Genomic DNA, 16,381 nt, shown 5'->3' with positions numbered 1-16,381 from the left:
TGGGTGCTGGAAACTACCAAGCCACGGAGATTGACCGACCGTTCGGTCAAGAATATACTGATTTCCTGCTTTAGCGCAATACGCAATCGGCTAGGGACTAACCCGAGCCCACGCCCAGCGCAGGCATACGCAGATCGAAACACGCAGGCCTCAGGCTGCAACCCTTATTAACGGAGACCCACCACCATGTCCTTGTTTGACAAGCACCAGGCCCTGCTGAACCAGGCTGTCCACGCGGCCAAAACGCGCGAATACTGGGCTGCTTTCCCGGAAAACCCCTCGCCCAAGATCTACGGCGAAACCGCCCAGGCTGATGGCCAGGCCGCAGCCGAAGCCTATTTCGGCAAGGACTTTCCGTTGCAGCAAAGCGGCACGCGGGGCTGGGTGGCAACCGAACAATCGCCTTATGGCGTGGCCTTGGAGGTGCGCTACCCCGATGTAGCTCCGCAAGACCTGGTGGCCGCAGCCCAGGCCGCCGAGCCCGGCTGGCAAGCGCTGGGCGCCAAAGGCCGCACCGGCGTGCTACTGGAAGCACTGGCCCGCATTCACCAGCGCACGCACGAAATCACCCACGCCGTGCTGCTGACCAGCGGCCAAGGCCCGATGATGGCTTTCCAGGCCGGCGGCCCGCACGCGCAAGACCGGGCGCTCGAAGCCATTGCCTACGCCTGGATGGCGCAAGCCGATGTGCCGGCCAGCGCGCACTGGGAAAAGCCCCAAGGCAAGAACCCGCCGCTGGTGATGCAAAAACATTTCGAGGTGGTGGGCCGCGGCATTGGCCTGGTGATCGGCTGCGCCACCTTCCCCACCTGGAACACCTACCCCGGCCTGTTCGCCAGCCTCGCCACCGGCAACCCGGTCATCGTCAAGCCGCACCCCAATGCGGTGCTGCCCATGGCCATCACCATTGCCATTTTGCGCAGCGTGCTGCAAGAGCAAGGCCTGGACCCGAACGTGGTGCAGCTCGGCCTGTGCCCCAACAATGCCGACACGCAAGCGCTGGCCGCCGACCCGGCGGTAGCGCTGATCGATTTCACCGGCAGCACCGCCTTTGGCCACTGGCTGCGCGACAACGCCAAGCAGGCGCGCCTGTACGCCGAGATGGCCGGCGTGAACACCGTCATCCTCGAATCGACCGATGACTACGCCGCCACCATGAAGAACCTGGCTTTCACGCTGGCCTTGTACAGCGGCCAGATGTGCACCACCACGCAGAACATCCTGATTCCGCAAGACGGCATTGCCAGCAACGAAGGCCACAAGAGCTTTGAGCAAGTGGGCCAAGATTTGGGTGCCGCGCTCGATGCCTTGCTGGCCGACCCGCGTGTTGCCACGGCCGTACTCGGCGCGATTGCTTCGCCTGCAACGGCCGAGCGTGTTGCCGCTGCTGCCAAGAATGGCAAGGTGGTGCACGCCTCGCAGAAAGTGGCGCATCCGCAGTTCCCCAATGCCGTGCTGCAAACCCCGTTGCTGGTGGCGCTGACCGAAGCCGACAGCGCCATCTACAACCAGGAATGCTTTGGCCCGGTGGCATATCTGGTGGCTGTCAAAGATGCGGCGGCTGCACTGGCTGTGGCACAAAAAACGCTGCGCGAAGAAGGCGCCCTCACCTTGGGGCTGTACTCGCAGCACGCCAGCTATATCGACCAGGTAGTGCAACTGAGCCTGCGCGGCAAGGTGGCCTTGTCGGTCAACCTCACGCAAGGCATTTACGTCAACCAATCGGCGGCTTTCTCCGATTTCCATGCCACCGGCGGCAACCCGGCAGCCAACGCCAGCTACTCCAACTTGGCGTTTGTGGCCGACCGCTTTGTCATCGTGCAGCGCCGCGCCCACGTGCACGCGCTGTGATTGCTAAAGGCTGAGCGCCGCTAAAGCAGCCAGTAGCTGCCAGTAGCGGCTGGCGTCAGCGCTCTTTTTCTCTCGCCCAGTCAGCAGCCCATCTTCATCGGATGGGCTGCTGTTTTTTCAGAGGCGCCAAAACCGCTGGACGCAGGCGCCTCCGTTCATATAATTGGCATACCAATTATTTCAATACCAACCAAATGCCACTCCAAGCCCTGGAAGCACTCACTGGCGGGCAGCCGCCCAGTGCCGATGACGCACAGCGCCACTTCATGTTCGCCACCGCCCAGATCCACAAACAGTGGCGCCGCGTGGCAGACCGGCTGCTGACGCCGCGCGGGCTGACGCAGGCACTGTGGCTGCCGCTGCTGCATTTGCACCGGGCGGACGAGCCCTTGCGGCAAAAAGACCTGGCCTTCTCGCTGGCGCTCGACAACTCGTCCGTGGTGCGCCTGGTCGATGGGCTGATGGCCCAAGGCTGGGTCGAAACCGTGGCCGATGCGGACCGCCGCGTCAAACGCATCCAGCTCACCGCCAGCGGCCGAGCCGAGGCCGAAATGGCCAGCGAAGTGCTTTCCGAAGCGCGCCAGCAAGTGCTCAACAGCGTGCCCGCCGAAGACCTGCTCACCGCCTTTGCCACCATGCAAAAACTGATACAGGCCATGAACGCGCTGGAAGAGGCAGCCGCCAGCGACAACCTGCCCGGCAACGACTGAGGCCAGCACGCCATGGCTTTCCCCGCACGGCTTTCCCTGCAAACGCCCTCTCCCCACAGCCAGCGCGTTCCGCCCTTGTGGCTGCTGGTGCTGATCACCCTGGCCGGCACCGTGGCCATGCACATGTTCGTGCCCGCGCTGCCCGATGCGGCGCACCACCTGCAAGCCAGCCCGGGCCAGGCACAGCTCACCATCACGGTCTACATCATCGGCCTCGGCTTGGGCCAGCTCATCTACGGACCGCTGTCCGACAGCCTGGGCCGCCGCCCCATGCTGCTGGTGGGCTTGTCGCTCTACACGGCCGCAGGCATTGCCGCATTTTTTGCACCCACCATCGAAGCCTTGGTGGTGGCCCGCTTGTTTCAGGCCTTAGGCGGTTGCGCCGGCCTTGCCTTGGGCCGTGCCATTGCGCGCGACACCTCCACTGCAGAAAACGCCGTGGGCAAGCTCGCCCTGCTCAACCTGATGATGATGATCGGCCCCGGCCTGGCCCCCGCCATCGGCTCTTGGATAGACGCGCTGCTGGGTTGGCGCAGCATCTTCGCCATGCTGGCGATCATGGGCGGCGTCACGCTCACCGGCGTGTGTTTTTTGCTCAACGAAACCGGCAAACCCACCGGTGAGTTGCACCTGAGCACCATCCGCGCCGACTACCGCCGCTTGCTAGGCACCCCCAGCTTTGTGCTGTTCGCGCTGGGCGGCGGCTGCGCCACCACGGCCATCTATGCCTTTGTCTCGGCGGCGCCGTTCATCTTCATCGAGCAATTGCATGCCAGCAAAACCGATGTGGGCCTCTACCTCGGCCTCATCATGGTGGGCGTGGCTCTGGGCAATGTGCTCACGCGCAGCCTCATCCGGCGCTGGTCGCTCGACCGCGTCATGCTCATCGGCAACACGCTCAGCCTGGTCTGCGCGGCCGCGCTGCTGCTGCAAGTGCTCAGCGGCCACCTCAGCATCAACGGCACCTTGCTCAGCATGGCAGGCGTCACCATGGGCGCCGGCCTGGCCAGCCCCACCGCACTGGCCCGAGCCCTGGGCATTCACCCGGATTTGACGGGCTCAGCCGCAGGCGTCTACGGCTTTACCCAAATGCTGATTGGCGGCATCTGCACCCTGGCCGCCGGCCTGGGCAGCAACCCGGCGCTGTCAGCCGCCGTGGTCTTGCTGGTGGCCAGCATCCTGGCCCAGATCGGCTTTCGCCAAGGTATGCGCCGGCCACTGGTCAGGACCGAGAAGTTGGCTTGAACGCCATGTGGGCTTGCTGCGCCTAGCGGCTGCCCATCACAAAACCAAACGGCCGCTTGCAGAGCAAGCGGCCGTTTGGTCATGCTGGCTCCGGCTTACAGTCCAATGGCGCGCAAGTCCAGTCGGTCGTCCTTCATCGGCGGGCACCAGTAGTAGCTGTTGGTCACAGGCTGCATCATCTGGAACAGACCATCGACAATGCCGTCTTCTTCGCCCGACATGCGGCGCATCTGCGCTTCGAAAGCGTAGAAACTGCTGCCAAAGCCGGCAAACAGGGTGCCTTCGACGTCGCTGCCATCGGGCTGCACGCGCCACCAGGCCATGTTGCGGCGCAGAATGAAGGCTTCGGGGTCAAAATCTTCCTGCGCAGTGCGTTTGACGTGGGCGGATTCGGGCGCGTCGTCCAACTCTTCGTTGTCGCTCAGGCGCCGGCCGATCATGTGGTCTTTCTGCAGCGCGCTCATGCGGTCAAAAGCAGCACGGTCGTGCACCCACTGCTGCACGGCAAAGTAGCTGCTGCCGTCCACACCTGGGCCGACATTGCGCGCAAAAGCCGCGTCGATGGCCGCATCGCCCGTCGGGTTTTCGGTGCCGTCTTCGTAGCCGGTCAGGTCACGCACCACGTCTTTGCCGTTCCAGCCATGGCGGAAGCAGTCGATCACCTGCACACGGCTGAAGGCGGGCTGCAAAAAGGCAGCCGCCTCGCGCGAGGCCTTGAGCAGATCGCCCTGCTCGGCACCACGCAGCCACAGGCACAAGGCATGCGGCGTCAGCGGCAGCTCGCCATTGGGGCCTTTGATCGCTGGAAAGCTGCGCAAGCCCGCCACTTTGGCGCCCAGCGCCAAGGCCAGCGGCTCGCCGATGCAGACCACGGCGTTGGTGCCGTCGGCCCAGTTCTGCAACGCCACAAGGGCTTTGCGCACGGCGGCGGCGTCACCTCGGATATTCCAAAATTGGTAGCGGCTGACCGCTGGCAGGCTTTGCAAAATGCCTGGCTGGTGTAGTGGCTTCATGGCTCTCACAAAATCAAAAAAGGACCGGCGCACAGGCATTGCCGCGCGCCGCTCGTGGGTCGTTCCTCAAGCAAACATTGTGGCCCATCTCGCCGGCCGCAGGAACAGTGGCAGGCTTGTCGGGCTAAACCTTTGTCTATCGCTCTGATAGTAAATGCGCTTGCCAGGCAAGGCGCTTCAGTCTTGCACTGGCTCGCGGGGAGCATCAGCGGGGGAAGCCCCGGGCATGGAGACGCCCAGCGCATCACACAGCTGCTGCACCGTGGCACGCAGTTGCGCCACCTCGGTCTCCAGGGCATCAACACGCTGCGCCAAGCCTCCAGATGCTGGAGCAGAACCTGCAGCGCTTTGTAGTGCCTCTACATCAACGGGGCCACAGAGCAAATGCATCCAACGCTGCTCGCGCGCGCCGGGCGCACGCGGCAGTTGCACCACCAGCGGACCGCCTTTTTCTTCGCTGCGCTCGCGCAGTTCGTCCAAAAACCCTTCTACCGAAGAGATGTCGGCAAAGCGGTGCCAGCGCTCAGAGTTGATGCGCAGCTCGCCCGCAGTCTGCGGGCCGCGCAAGGCCAGCAGTGCCAGCAGCACGGCCGATTGGTCTGGCACGCCAATACCCCGCGGAAAGTTGTGCTCATAGCGCGTGGCGCGGCTGCCACTGATCTCTACCGCCAGCCCCATTTGGCGCAGCTCGTCCACCGCATCTGCGGCCTGGGCGTCGCTCACCTCCATCACCGGGTCGCGGCTGGATTTCTGGTTGCAGCCGGTGACCAGGGCGTTGAGTGTGAGCGGATAGCTGTCGGGCACGGTGCGGGCTTTTTCCATCAAAGTGGCCAGCACACGGGCCTGCACCGGGTTGAGCGGGGTGGAACGGGGATCAAAAGGCATACGGTCTCTCCTCAAAACTTGGCGTACATCGTAAACAGGTTCTGCGCCGAGCTGCGCAAACAGCGTCAGCCATGGCTGCCGTTTTGGCAGAATCTGTGCGAACAATGTCATTGCTGCCAGGCAACAAAACGCGCACACTGGCCGCATGCCTCGCCCATCCACCGCCATCCGCCCCAAGCTCCACCAGGTCGTCTGCGTCGCCTACCCGGGCGCGATGAGCCTGGACATCACCGGCCCGATGCAGGTATTTGCCACCGCCAACGATGTGCGCCAGCGCCAGGGCCTGCCCGCGCATTACCAGTTGGTGTTTGCCGGCTTGGAGGCCGGGCCGGTGCGCTTGTCTTGCGGCTTGCAGATCGTTGCCAGCCACGGTTTGCGCCAGCTGCGCTTGCCAGCCAACAGCACGGTACTGGTTCCCGGCGGCGATGGCATCGAACTCGCCCAGCACAACGAAGCACTGCGCCGGTGGGTGCAGCGTGCTGAAAAGCGCGTGCAACGCATCGGCTCGGTCTGCTCGGGCGCCTTGGTGCTGGCGCGCGCCGGCTTGCTCGACGGCCTGCCCGCCACCACACACTGGTGCCGCATGCAAGATTTGGCCGCGCTACAACGTGACATACAGATTGACGGCGACCGCCTGCACACTTTTGACGCCGCGCACCCGCAGCAGCGCCACATCTTCACCTCGGCCGGCGTCACTTCGGGCATTGACTTGGCGATCAGCCTGGTCGAAGCCGATCTGGGCCGTGCCATAGCATTGGCCATGGCACGCCAGTTGGTCATGTTTGTGCGCCGCCCCGGCGGCCAAGCCCAGTTCAGCCCCTTGCTGAGTGCCGAAACCACGCAAGCGCCGCGCCTGGCGCAGTTGCTGGAATGGATACCCGGGCGTCTGGGCGAAGACCTCAGCGTAGAACAACTCGCCGCCCAAGCCTGCCTGCCGCCGCGCACGCTGGCCCGCGTTTTCCAGCAAGAGCTGGGCACCACGCCGGGCAAATACGTGGAGCGCGTGCGCGTAGAAGCCGCCGCCACCTTGCTGAGCCAGCGCCAGGCATCCGTCGCCACCGTAGCGCGCCTGTGCGGCTTTGGTCACCCGGAAAACCTGCGCCGCAGCTTCCACAAAACCCTGGCCGTCAGCCCGCAGGCTTTTGCCGAGCGCTTTGGCACGGGTTGATGGCTGCAACGCCGCCCGCTCACTAAACACCGTCCCCCTGAAGCCTTGGCAGCAGCGCCAGGCCCCGACTCGCCCATTTTTTGCTTTGGAGAAACCTCATGTTGCTTCGACAACATCCGAAACTTCTGCTGCTGAGCCTGGCCCAGGCCCTTTATTGGTCCTGCTCCATCATCGGCATCGCCTTGACCGGCCTGGTCGGCCAGCGCCTCAGCCCCTGGCCGCTGCTAACCACTTTGCCGCTGACACTGCTCGTCGTCGGCAACCTCGTAGCCATCGGCCAGTTGGCCCGCTGGATGCAGCGCCTGGGCCGAGCACGCGGCCTGCAATGCGGCGCCTTGTTCGGCATAGCGGCCGGCTTGCTGGCCGCCTATGCGCTGGCAGCCAGCAGCTTTGTGCTGTTCTGCCTGGCCATGCTGATGCTGGGCGTGTACCAGGCATCGGCCGGTTTTTACCGCTTTGCGGCGCTCGACGGCATAGCGCCTGCCCACAAAGGAAGTGCCGCCGCATATGTGCTGGCCGGCGGCATTGCCGCAGCCGCCATTGCGCCCAGCGTGGCCGTGCATGCGGCCAGCTGGTGGAGCACGCCCATGCTGGGCGCCTACTTGGCGATTGCTGGGCTGGCCTTACTGGCCTGTGTGTTGCTGCAAGGCTTGCCTGCGGCGACTGCCAGCGCCAGCAGCGCGGCGCCGCTTGCCGGCCCGGCACTGCGCGCAGCCCGCCAAGCGCTGTGGCGCCAACCGGCCGTGCGCCTGGCCATCACCATCACCGCTTGCGGCCATGGGCTGATGGTTCTGGTGATGAACGCCACGCCGCTGGCCATGCACGGCGCCGGGCACGCACTCAGCGCCTCAACCCACGTCATCCAGTGGCATGTGCTGGGCATGTTTCTGCCCTCGCTGGTAGCCGGCAAACTGGTAGACCGCTTTGGCGCCAAGCGCATTGGCTGGCTGGGCAGCGCCTTGCTGGCCGCCAGTGCGGCGGTGGCGCTGACGGGTACGGGCTTTGCACCTTTTCTGGCCAGCTCGCTGCTGCTGGGCGCCGGCTGGAACTGCATGCTGCTCGCCGGCACCACGCTCCTGGCCCAGTCTTGCAGCCCGGCCGAACAACCCGTGGCCCAGCCGCTGATGGAATGGGCCAACTCCGGCGCAGCCGCGCTCATGTCCTTCAGCTGCGGAGTACTGGTGCAAACCCTGGGCTGGCAAGCGATCAACATTGCCATGCTGCTGGTGTTGCTGTTAGTCGTGTGGCGGCTGTGGCGGGCGGCAAACACCGGCCCTGCGGCGGCAGCTCCGCAAAGCTGAGCAGCAAAATACGACGGGCACATGGAGGGCACATGGCGGCCAAGCTCTACCTGCTCCGATTGGCATAGCGCCTGCCTACACCCAAGCCAGCCCAAGCCGTCACCCTGGCGACTGGCTTGGTACAAACCGCAGCGCGCAAGTGCTGGCCGCGCCTCTACAGTGCGCCTCTACGCACACCAACAGGAGACACCATGCGCGCGTCCATCCCTCCAATCCGCAGCATTCGCTTGGCCGCCTTGCTGGCGGCAGCCGCCTTAGCTGCGCCGGCCTTCGCTGGCAGTATTGAAGCTGCCGAGTTCAACAGCCCCACGCTCAAGCGCAGCTGGACCTATAACGTCTACCTGCCCAGCGGCTACGACGCCAACGCCAAGCTGCGCTACCCGGTGATGTACCTGCTGCACGGCAACGACGGCGCGCGCAATGACTGGCCGGTCAAAGGCAATCTGCTGCAAACGGCTGACCAGCTGATCGCCAGCGGTCAGATCCCGCCCGCCATCATCGTGATGCCCGACGCCGGCACCACCTGGTATGTGGATTTGAAGGAGCCGATGGAGACTGCCTTCTTCAACGATTTTGTGCCCCATATCGAAGGCAAGTACCGCACCCTCAAAAGCCGCGACGGCCGCGTGATCGGCGGCCTGTCCATGGGCGGCTACGGCGCGCTGCGCTATGTGCTGAAGTACCCCGAGAAATTCCAGGCTGCCGCGCTGCTGAGCCCGGCCATCTACAACCCCGAGCCGCCAGCCGATTCGTCGGCCCGTTTTGTCAAGGTCTTTGCCGAGCCCAATACCGAAGGCGCCTACAGCAAAACCGTGTGGCAAAGCTATAACTACCCGCCGCTGTGGGAGCAGTTTCTGGCCAAGAAAATCAGCGTGCCCATGTACATCAACAGCGGCGATGACGACGAATTCATGATCGAGTCCGAAGCCACCCAGCTCTACAGCCTGCTGCGCAAGAACAAGCAAGCGGCTGAGTTGCGCATTGTCAACGGCAAGCACGAATGGCCCGTGTGGGAAAGCACCGTGGGCGATGCGCTGAAATATGTGTTCCGCACCGTACGCCGTCCGCAAGCGGACCAATAAACAGGCCCGGCCAGCAACGACAAGGGATCCCGCAGGATCCCTTTTCCGCTACTGGGCCAGTGCTTTTACAGATTGCCCACCATGTCTTTGGCCACCACCCACTGGTCGAACTGCTCGGCCGTCACATGGCCGCTGGCAATGGCCGCTTCGCGCAGGCTCGTGCCTTCCTTGTGCGCCTTCTTGGCGATATAGGCCGCCTTGTCGTAACCGATGTGCGTATTGAGCGCGGTCACCAGCATCAGCGAACGGCTGACCAGCTCGGCAATGCGATCCTTATTGGGCTCGATGCCCACGGCGCAGTGCGTGTCAAAACTCAGCATGCCATCGGCCAGCAGACGCACGCTTTGCAAAAAGTTGTGCGCCACCAGCGGGCGGAAAACATTCAGCTCGAAATTGCCTGATGCGCCGCCGAAGTTGATCGCCACATCGTTGCCAAACACCTGGGCGCACAGCATCGTCATCGCCTCGCACTGCGTGGGGTTGACCTTGCCCGGCATGATGGACGAGCCCGGTTCGTTCTCCGGGATGGACAGCTCGCCCAGGCCGCTGCGCGGGCCGCTGGCGAGCCAGCGCACATCGTTGGCGATCTTCATCAAACTGGCGGCCAGGGTTTTGAGCGCGCCGTGTGCATGCACCAGGCCGTCGCAACTGGCCAAAGATTCAAACTTGTTGGGTGAAGTGACAAACGGGAAACCGGTGATGGCCGCAATCTCGGCAGCCACGCCTTCGGCATAACCTTTGGGCGCGTTCAGGCCCGTGCCCACGGCAGTGCCGCCCAGCGCCAGCTCATACAAATGCGGCAGCGCGGCCTTGATGTGCTTCTCGCCATGTTCCAGCTGCGCCACCCAGCCCGAAATCTCCTGCCCCAGCGTCAGCGGCGTGGCGTCTTGCAAGTGCGTGCGGCCGATCTTGACGATATCGGCAAAGGCCACGCTCTTGGCCTTGAGCGTGCGGTGCAGTTGTGCAATGGCGGGCAACAGCTTTTGCTCAATGGCGGTGACCGCCGCCACATGCATGGCTGTGGGGTAAACATCGTTGCTCGACTGGCTCTTGTTCACATCGTCATTCGGGTGCACCAGGCGCGCTTCGCCGCGCTCGCCGCCCAGCAGCTCGCTGGCTCGGTTGGCCAGCACCTCGTTGACGTTCATATTGGTTTGCGTGCCTGAGCCGGTCTGCCACACCACCAGCGGAAACTCGTCCGGGTGTTTGCCGGCAATTACCTCATCTGCCGCGGTATTGATGGCTTGGGACTTTTTCTCATCGAGCAGGCCGAGCTTGTGGTTGACGGTGGCAGAGGCCTTTTTCACCTGCGCCAGCGCGTGGATGATCTCGCGCGGCTGCTGTTCGCCGCTGATGTCGAAGTTCTGCAGTGAGCGCTGGGTTTGCGCACCCCACAGCTGGTTGGCGGGCACCTCAATGGGGCCGAAAGTGTCTTTTTCCTGGCGGGTAGCTGTCATGGCTGGATAACTCCTGTTTTCTCAACAATTACAACGCGGCACGCTGGGCTGGCTTCAGTCTGGCTGAGGCGCCGCAGGATTCACAAAATCGCGCCACTGCCGGCCACTGAGTGTGGGCCTGGCAGCGCCACACCCCATCGTAGCCCAGCCAATGCAAGCCGTTCTCATCTGGCGTGCACATCCCTTGAGGCAGCGGGGCTAGTGGGGCGATTGTGCTTTCCTATGCGGCTCCATGCCCATTGCGGCCCGCGCCTGAGCCACGCCTCTGAAGCAAGCCCCAACAACCTGAGTCTTCTAGAAGACTTATCGGGCTTTCTGCGCCGGGCGCGGGGGAAGCGCCGATAATCAGCGGGTTATCCCTGCGTAAACGGCCCCCTAAGCCGTGCGCATTCTCTAACCCAGAAGACAAGCCACGATGACCACCTCCATCCGCCAGCAGGACCTGATCGACTCGATCGCAGGTGCCCTCCAGTACATCAGCTACTACCACCCCGCTGACTACATCCAGCATCTGGCCCGCGCGTATGAGCGCGAGCAAAGCCCTGCGGCCAAGGATGCGATGGCGCAGATCCTGACCAACTCCAAGATGGCCGCCACCGGCCACCGCCCCATCTGCCAGGACACCGGCATCGTCAACGTGTTCCTCAAAGTGGGCATGGACGTCCAATGGGAAGGCTTCACCATGGGCCTGGAAGACGCCGTCAACGAAGGCGTGCGCCGTGGCTACAACCACCCGGACAACACGCTGCGCGCCTCGGTCGTGGCCGATCCGCACTTCGCCCGCAAGAACACCAAGGACAACACGCCTGCCGTCATCAACGTGCAGATCGTGCCCGGCGACAAGCTGGACGTGACCGTGGCAGCCAAGGGCGGCGGCTCGGAAAACAAGTCCAAGATGATCATGATGAACCCCAGCGACTCGCTGGTGGACTGGGTGCTCAAGACTGTGCCCACCATGGGCGCCGGCTGGTGCCCGCCCGGTATGCTGGGCATCGGCATTGGCGGCACGGCTGAAAAGGCGGTGCTGCTGGCCAAGGAAAGCCTGATGGAAGACCTGGACATGTACGAGCTGCAGGCCAAGGCCGCCAGCGGTGCCAAGCTCGACCAGGTCGAAGAGCTGCGCCTGGAGCTGTACGAAAAGGTCAACGCCCTGGGCATTGGCGCGCAAGGCCTGGGTGGCCTCGCCACCGTGCTGGACATCAAGATCAAGATGTACCCCACGCACGCGGCCTCCAAGCCCGTGGCCATGATCCCCAACTGCGCCGCCACGCGCCACGCCCACTTTGTGATGGATGGCTCCGGCCCCGTGTACCTGGATGCGCCTTCGCTCGACCTGTGGCCCAAGATCGACTGGGAACCTGATTACAACAAGTCCAAGCGCGTTGACCTGAACAAGCTCACCAAGGAAGAAGTGGCCAGCTGGAAGCCCGGCGACACCATCTTGCTGAACGGCAAAATGCTGACCGGCCGCGACGCTGCGCACAAACGCATCCAGGACATGCTGGCCAAGGGCGAAAAGCTGCCCGTCGACTTCACCAACCGCGTGATCTACTACGTGGGCCCCGTGGACCCGGTGCGCGACGAAGCCGTAGGCCCAGCCGGCCCCACGACCGCCACCCGCATGGACAAGTTCACCGACATGATGCTGGAGCAGACTGGCCTGATCGCCATGATCGGCAAGGCCGAGCGCGGCCCGGTCGCCATCGAATCCATCAAAAAGCACAAGAGCGCTTACCTCATGGCCGTGGGCGGCGCCGCCTACCTGGTCTCCAAGGCTATCAAATCCGCCAAGGTCGTGGGCTTTGAAGACCTGGGCATGGAAGCCATCTACGAGTTCGACGTGGTCGACATGCCCGTGACCGTGGCCGTCGACGCCGGCGGCACCAGCGCCCACATCACCGGCCCCGCCGAGTGGAGCAAGCGCATCGCCTCGGGCGAGTTCAAGGGCATCGCCGTCGCCGGCGCCTGATGCGCTGACGCTGCAAGCTTGCGCACGCAAAACCGCCTTCGGGCGGTTTTTTTGTGCCCGATTCAGCGTTGATTGGCACCACCCGCTTCGCCCTGCCCCCGGCGCCAGCGCCCTGGCGTCTCACCCATCTCGCGCTTGAAAGCGGTGGCAAAGGCAGCTTCCGAGCCATAACCCACGGCTTCGGCAATTGAGGCGATGCTCTGGTCCGTTTGCGCCAACAAAGCACAAGCGTGCATGCAGCGCACCCGCAGCAGCCAAGGCGCAACAGCAAAACCGGCCTTGGCCTGGAAGTGGCGCGCAAAGGTAGCGCGAGACATGGCCGCTGAGGCAGCAAGTGTCTCCAGCGTCCAGCGCTCGCCGGGCTGCGCCAACACTGCTTGCACCGCCGGTGCCAAGCGCTCATCGGCCAACAGCGCCAGCAAGCCGACATCCATCTGGCTTTGCTCTGCGTAAGCGCGCAAAGCCAAGCCCAGCAATGCCTGGCCCAACCCGTCGAGCACCGCAGAAGCACCGGGCAAAGATGCGCCTGCAGACTCGGTTCGCAAGCCAGCGACCAGACCTTGCAACAGCGCCGCAGCACCTGTCTCACCGACGCCATTCGCTCCTGCCTGTGCAGGCAATAACGACACCTGCAAAACCGTCGGCAACCACGCCGCCAACAACTGGCCAGCACCGCGCGCGCACTGAAAGCGGCCGCAAAGCAGCTCCACATCTGCAGCACTCTGCGCGCCTGCAGCACTGTTCGTCTTGATCGGCAACGCCGCCCCTTGCGCCAATTGCAAAGGGCTCAACACAGCGGCCTTCCCCGCCTGCGTTAGCCGGTGGGCGCTGCCCTGCGGCAACAGCACCAAATCACCGGCACGCAAACGCAAACTGCGGCCAGCCACCCGCATGCGGCACTGCCCCGCCAACACTAGGTGAAACACAGCAGCAGCAGGCGCATCGGCGCTGGCCTGCTGCTGCGCATGCGGCAGCACAAAGCCGCCCGAGAGCTGGCAGCGCACGTCGAGTTGCACGCGCATGCGCGCCAGCTGAATCAAATGGCTCAAGGCATCCATGAGACGAATTCTAAAAAACTTGCACCGAATACCTATTGATCAACACAACTAGTCGCTCAACAATGGAGGCCTCAACTGGTTCACCCCACAAGGAGCAAACATGCTGGATTGGAACGAATACCGCAAAGAACTCGCAGGCCGCCTGGGCGAATTCTCACAACTGAGCCCCGGCACCATGGAAGGCTACAAAGCCCTGGCCAGCGCCGGCAACAAAACCGGCCACCTCGACGCCAAAACCCGCGAGCTGATCGCCATTGCCGTGGGCGTTACCACGCGCTGCGACGGCTGCATCGCCGTGCACACCAAAGCCGCCAAAGCCGCAGGCGCCAGCAAAGAAGAAATCGCCGAAGCATTGGGCGTAGCTGTTGCGCTAAATGCCGGCGCCGCCATGGTCTATTCGGCTCGGGCGCTGGATGCGTTGGAGTAAAGCGCGTCATCAATAACCAAGACCCGCAAGCTGCAGATGGCCGCTTGCGGGTTTCTTGCTGACCGCCAAGCCGTGCTATCAAGCCTGTGCAGTCGGCAAGATGCCTTTGGCAATGGTGTTGCGCTGGATTTCGCTGGTACCGGTCACAATACGGTACATGCGCAAGCGCCGGAAGATGAACTCCACCGGGTGGTTGTGCGTCACGCCTACATTGCCATGGATCTGGACCGCTTTGTCAGCAATTTCAAAGCAGCGCTCCGAGACGAAGAGCTTGCACATCGACGCTTCGGTGCGAATATCCAAACCCTGGTCGGCCTTGCGAGCAGTGGCCAGAATCATGTGTTCGCAAGCGTAAAGACTGGTGGCCATGTCAGCCAGCATGTGTTGAATAGCCTGAAAGCGGCTGATCGAACCACCAAACTGTTTGCGCTGCTGCGCATACGCCAGCGACAGCTCATACGCCTGCCGCGCCAACCCGAGCATTGTCGGGCAATGCAATAAGCGGTTGGTGTTGATACGGTTCATCGCGATCTGGAAGCCCTGGCCTTCCTGACCGATAACATTGCCTGCCGGCACGCGCAGGTTGTCGAAAATGATATCCGCGTCCACAAACTGCCCACTCATCGGCACGCAGTCGTAATCGAGCCGTACGCCGGGAGCATGCAGATCCACCAACAGCGCCGAAATACCTTTGGCCCCTGCCGCCGGGTCGGTCACACACATCAAGATGGCCGCATCGGCAAACGTCGAAGCCGTGATGAAATGCTTGCGCCCATTGACCACAAAGTGATCACCATCGCGCACTGCTTGCGTCTGGATGCTGGCGGCATCCGAGCCCGAATGCACCTCGGTCATCGCAAAGCAGATGCCCTTTTCTCCCCGGACCACAGGGTCCAGGTAGTTGGCCCGCTGCTCAGGGGTCAGATACTTGACGAGTGATCCGATCCGAGAAGGCCCGCCCCAGTCTCCCAGCACATGCGGGAAAAGAATGGCTCCGGAGGCTGCCACATCGTCCTTGAGCAAACAGTGCTGCTCAATGCTCAAGCCCTGGCCGCCCAGCTCGCGCGGCAGTTGCGCACCATAAAAACCCAATTCGCGACAACGCCGCCAAAGCGCGCGAATGGTGCTGCGCTCAAACTGGTCTTCGTAACCCAGACCCATGCGTTTTTCGCCAGGCAGCAGTTCAGATTTGAGATACTCGCGCAATCGTGCGCGCAAGGCTTCAAATGGCTCGGCGCGGGCCACGGTTTCGGTGCTGTCGGCAAGGGTGTCAGAGGCAATCATAGGGATGAAATAGTTCGGGGTTGGGAATGAGAATTGATGACCTGCGCTACTTTGTGGCGGTCGCCGAGCACGGCCATGTCGGACGGGCGGCGCAACGACTGGGTGTGACCCAACCGGCGCTGACCAAGGGTGTGCAACGCCTGGAAGCCAGCCTCGGGCTGCAGCTGTTTGAACGCAGCTCGCGCGGCATGGCCTTGACCAGCGTGGGCGGCGTCTTTTTTGAGCGCGCCAAGCATGTGTGCATAGGGCTAGACGAAGCGGTGCAAGAAGCGGAAGACCTGCATCTGGGTGCCATCGGCACCATTCGCGTCGGCGTCTCTCCGCCTTTTGCAGACAGCCTGGTAGGCGAAGCCTTTGTGCAGTTGCTGGCACAGCGCCCCGGTGCCAAGGCGCGGGTCACGATCAGTTTGAATGACACTTTGCTCAACTCCTTGCGGATAGGCGAACTCGACATCAGCGTGAATGCGCTCGACGACATCGAACCCGACGATTTGCAATACCGCGTGCTGTTTGACGACGATTTGTGTGTGGTTCTGCGCGAACACCACCCTTTGCTGCTCCAGCGCCAGCTCCAGCTCAGCGACCTGGCTACCCAGCAATGGGCGCTGCCTGGCTCACAGGTGCTGGCACGGCGCAAAATCGAAGCCCGCTTTGCCGAAGGCGGCCTGCCCGCACCCGATGTCGTTTTCCAAACAGACACTTCCATGACCTTGGCACCTTCGGTGCTGCGGCGCACCGATCTGCTCGGCCTGATGAGTCGCCAATCTCTGCGCTCCAGTGCCGGGCGTGGTTTGGTGGCGCTGGAGCTGAGCGATGCTTTCTGGCCGCGCCGCATTGGCGTGGTCTCGCGTCGCGGTGCTTACCTCTCACCGCTGGTGCAGCGTTACATCGAAGTCCTCAGTGCTCACGCGCAGCATTTGCTCTCGTGAGC

Annotated in this window: 14 protein-coding genes; 9 read left to right on the top strand and 5 right to left on the bottom strand. The window is 63.2% G+C overall.

From position 1 onward, the window contains the following. Positions 1–186 precede the first annotated feature (186 nt). The 3 genes from paaN to ACFIQF_RS12320 all read left to right on the top strand — a co-directional run bounded on the left by paaN (position 187) and on the right by ACFIQF_RS12320 (position 3,806). The gene (paaN, locus tag ACFIQF_RS12330; RefSeq protein ID WP_393943191.1) at positions 187–1,851 is read left to right on the top strand and encodes a phenylacetic acid degradation protein PaaN; all 1,665 of its coding nucleotides are present in this window, start codon (positions 187–189) and stop codon (positions 1,849–1,851) included. Positions 1,852–2,045: 194 nt separating this feature from the next. Then, entirely contained in the window at positions 2,046–2,561 is a 516-nt protein-coding gene (locus ACFIQF_RS12325; RefSeq protein WP_393943190.1) for a MarR family winged helix-turn-helix transcriptional regulator, read from the top strand. Between the two features lie 12 nt (positions 2,562–2,573). Then, entirely contained in the window at positions 2,574–3,806 is a 1,233-nt protein-coding gene (locus ACFIQF_RS12320) for a multidrug effflux MFS transporter (protein ID WP_393943189.1), read from the top strand. Positions 3,807–3,901: 95 nt separating this feature from the next. Here ACFIQF_RS12320 and ACFIQF_RS12315 read toward each other — a convergent pair whose 3' ends face one another. Together ACFIQF_RS12315 and ACFIQF_RS12310 are read right to left on the bottom strand one after the other, a co-directional pair. Next, on the bottom strand, positions 3,902–4,819 hold the full coding sequence (locus tag ACFIQF_RS12315) for a Dyp-type peroxidase (protein WP_393943188.1): 918 nt from the start codon (positions 4,817–4,819) through the stop codon (positions 3,902–3,904). A 177-nt stretch (positions 4,820–4,996) separates the two neighbouring features. Then, positions 4,997–5,704 carry a YceH family protein gene (locus ACFIQF_RS12310; RefSeq protein ID WP_393943186.1) on the bottom strand — a complete coding sequence of 236 codons (708 nt, stop codon included), beginning with the start codon at positions 5,702–5,704 and terminating at the stop codon, positions 4,997–4,999. 145 nt (positions 5,705–5,849) lie between these two features. Here ACFIQF_RS12310 and ACFIQF_RS12305 point away from each other — a divergent pair, with 145 nt between their 5' ends. The 3 genes from ACFIQF_RS12305 to ACFIQF_RS12295 all read left to right on the top strand — a co-directional run bounded on the left by ACFIQF_RS12305 (position 5,850) and on the right by ACFIQF_RS12295 (position 9,255). Continuing rightward, positions 5,850–6,872, top strand: coding sequence for a GlxA family transcriptional regulator (locus tag ACFIQF_RS12305; RefSeq protein WP_393943185.1), 1,023 nt, complete (start codon positions 5,850–5,852; stop codon positions 6,870–6,872). Between the two features lie 98 nt (positions 6,873–6,970). Next, the gene (locus tag ACFIQF_RS12300; protein WP_393943183.1) at positions 6,971–8,173 is read left to right on the top strand and encodes an MFS transporter; all 1,203 of its coding nucleotides are present in this window, start codon (positions 6,971–6,973) and stop codon (positions 8,171–8,173) included. 191 nt (positions 8,174–8,364) lie between these two features. Beyond that, the gene (locus ACFIQF_RS12295) at positions 8,365–9,255 is read left to right on the top strand and encodes an alpha/beta hydrolase (RefSeq protein WP_393943182.1); all 891 of its coding nucleotides are present in this window, start codon (positions 8,365–8,367) and stop codon (positions 9,253–9,255) included. 65 nt (positions 9,256–9,320) lie between these two features. On the opposite strand, the gene fumC is transcribed toward ACFIQF_RS12295, so the two are convergent. After that, positions 9,321–10,712, bottom strand: coding sequence for a class II fumarate hydratase (fumC, locus tag ACFIQF_RS12290; RefSeq protein ID WP_393943180.1), 1,392 nt, complete (start codon positions 10,710–10,712; stop codon positions 9,321–9,323). Positions 10,713–11,127: 415 nt separating this feature from the next. Between fumC and ACFIQF_RS12285 the strand changes: the two genes are divergently transcribed. Further along, positions 11,128–12,681 (top strand): fumarate hydratase, encoded by a 1,554-nt coding sequence (locus tag ACFIQF_RS12285; RefSeq protein ID WP_393943178.1) that lies wholly within the window; start codon positions 11,128–11,130, stop codon positions 12,679–12,681. A 62-nt stretch (positions 12,682–12,743) separates the two neighbouring features. Here ACFIQF_RS12285 and ACFIQF_RS12280 read toward each other — a convergent pair whose 3' ends face one another. Further along, positions 12,744–13,739 (bottom strand): helix-turn-helix domain-containing protein, encoded by a 996-nt coding sequence (locus ACFIQF_RS12280; protein WP_393943177.1) that lies wholly within the window; start codon positions 13,737–13,739, stop codon positions 12,744–12,746. A gap of 100 nt (positions 13,740–13,839) precedes the next feature. On the opposite strand from ACFIQF_RS12280, the gene ACFIQF_RS12275 reads away from it, so the two are divergent. Further along, positions 13,840–14,166, top strand: a complete 327-nt coding sequence (locus tag ACFIQF_RS12275) for a carboxymuconolactone decarboxylase family protein (RefSeq protein WP_393943176.1) — start codon at positions 13,840–13,842, stop codon at positions 14,164–14,166. A gap of 78 nt (positions 14,167–14,244) precedes the next feature. Here the strand turns inward: ACFIQF_RS12275 and ACFIQF_RS12270 are convergent, their stop codons facing one another. After that, entirely contained in the window at positions 14,245–15,450 is a 1,206-nt protein-coding gene (locus tag ACFIQF_RS12270) for an acyl-CoA dehydrogenase family protein (RefSeq protein WP_393943174.1), read from the bottom strand. A gap of 26 nt (positions 15,451–15,476) precedes the next feature. Here ACFIQF_RS12270 and ACFIQF_RS12265 point away from each other — a divergent pair, with 26 nt between their 5' ends. Then, complete coding sequence (locus tag ACFIQF_RS12265; RefSeq protein WP_393943172.1) at positions 15,477–16,379, top strand: LysR family transcriptional regulator; 903 nt, start codon at positions 15,477–15,479, stop codon at positions 16,377–16,379. The last annotated feature ends 2 nt before the right edge of the window (positions 16,380–16,381 follow it).

The organism is Comamonas trifloxystrobinivorans (genome assembly GCF_043359985.1).
Classification (GTDB): Bacteria; Pseudomonadota; Gammaproteobacteria; order Burkholderiales; family Burkholderiaceae_C; genus Comamonas; species Comamonas trifloxystrobinivorans.
This window is presented reverse-complemented; position numbering and strand designations above follow the sequence as displayed.

What these genes read in the sequence shown, in the direction of transcription:
- ACFIQF_RS12265 (WP_393943172.1), top strand. Translation starts at nt 15,477, where the DNA reads ATGAGAATTGATGACCTGCGCTACTTTGTGGCGGTCGCCGAGCACGGC.
- ACFIQF_RS12300 (WP_393943183.1), top strand. Translation starts at nt 6,971, where the DNA reads ATGTTGCTTCGACAACATCCGAAACTTCTGCTGCTGAGCCTGGCCCAG.
- ACFIQF_RS12325 (WP_393943190.1), top strand. Translation starts at nt 2,046, where the DNA reads ATGCCACTCCAAGCCCTGGAAGCACTCACTGGCGGGCAGCCGCCCAGT.
- ACFIQF_RS12270 (WP_393943174.1), bottom strand. Translation starts at nt 15,450, where the DNA reads ATGATTGCCTCTGACACCCTTGCCGACAGCACCGAAACCGTGGCCCGC.
- ACFIQF_RS12295 (WP_393943182.1), top strand. Translation starts at nt 8,365, where the DNA reads ATGCGCGCGTCCATCCCTCCAATCCGCAGCATTCGCTTGGCCGCCTTG.
- ACFIQF_RS12310 (WP_393943186.1), bottom strand. Translation starts at nt 5,704, where the DNA reads ATGCCTTTTGATCCCCGTTCCACCCCGCTCAACCCGGTGCAGGCCCGT.
- paaN (WP_393943191.1), top strand. Translation starts at nt 187, where the DNA reads ATGTCCTTGTTTGACAAGCACCAGGCCCTGCTGAACCAGGCTGTCCAC.
- ACFIQF_RS12280 (WP_393943177.1), bottom strand. Translation starts at nt 13,739, where the DNA reads ATGGATGCCTTGAGCCATTTGATTCAGCTGGCGCGCATGCGCGTGCAA.
- ACFIQF_RS12315 (WP_393943188.1), bottom strand. Translation starts at nt 4,819, where the DNA reads ATGAAGCCACTACACCAGCCAGGCATTTTGCAAAGCCTGCCAGCGGTC.
- ACFIQF_RS12285 (WP_393943178.1), top strand. Translation starts at nt 11,128, where the DNA reads ATGACCACCTCCATCCGCCAGCAGGACCTGATCGACTCGATCGCAGGT.
- ACFIQF_RS12320 (WP_393943189.1), top strand. Translation starts at nt 2,574, where the DNA reads ATGGCTTTCCCCGCACGGCTTTCCCTGCAAACGCCCTCTCCCCACAGC.
- fumC (WP_393943180.1), bottom strand. Translation starts at nt 10,712, where the DNA reads ATGACAGCTACCCGCCAGGAAAAAGACACTTTCGGCCCCATTGAGGTG.
- ACFIQF_RS12305 (WP_393943185.1), top strand. Translation starts at nt 5,850, where the DNA reads ATGCCTCGCCCATCCACCGCCATCCGCCCCAAGCTCCACCAGGTCGTC.
- ACFIQF_RS12275 (WP_393943176.1), top strand. Translation starts at nt 13,840, where the DNA reads ATGCTGGATTGGAACGAATACCGCAAAGAACTCGCAGGCCGCCTGGGC.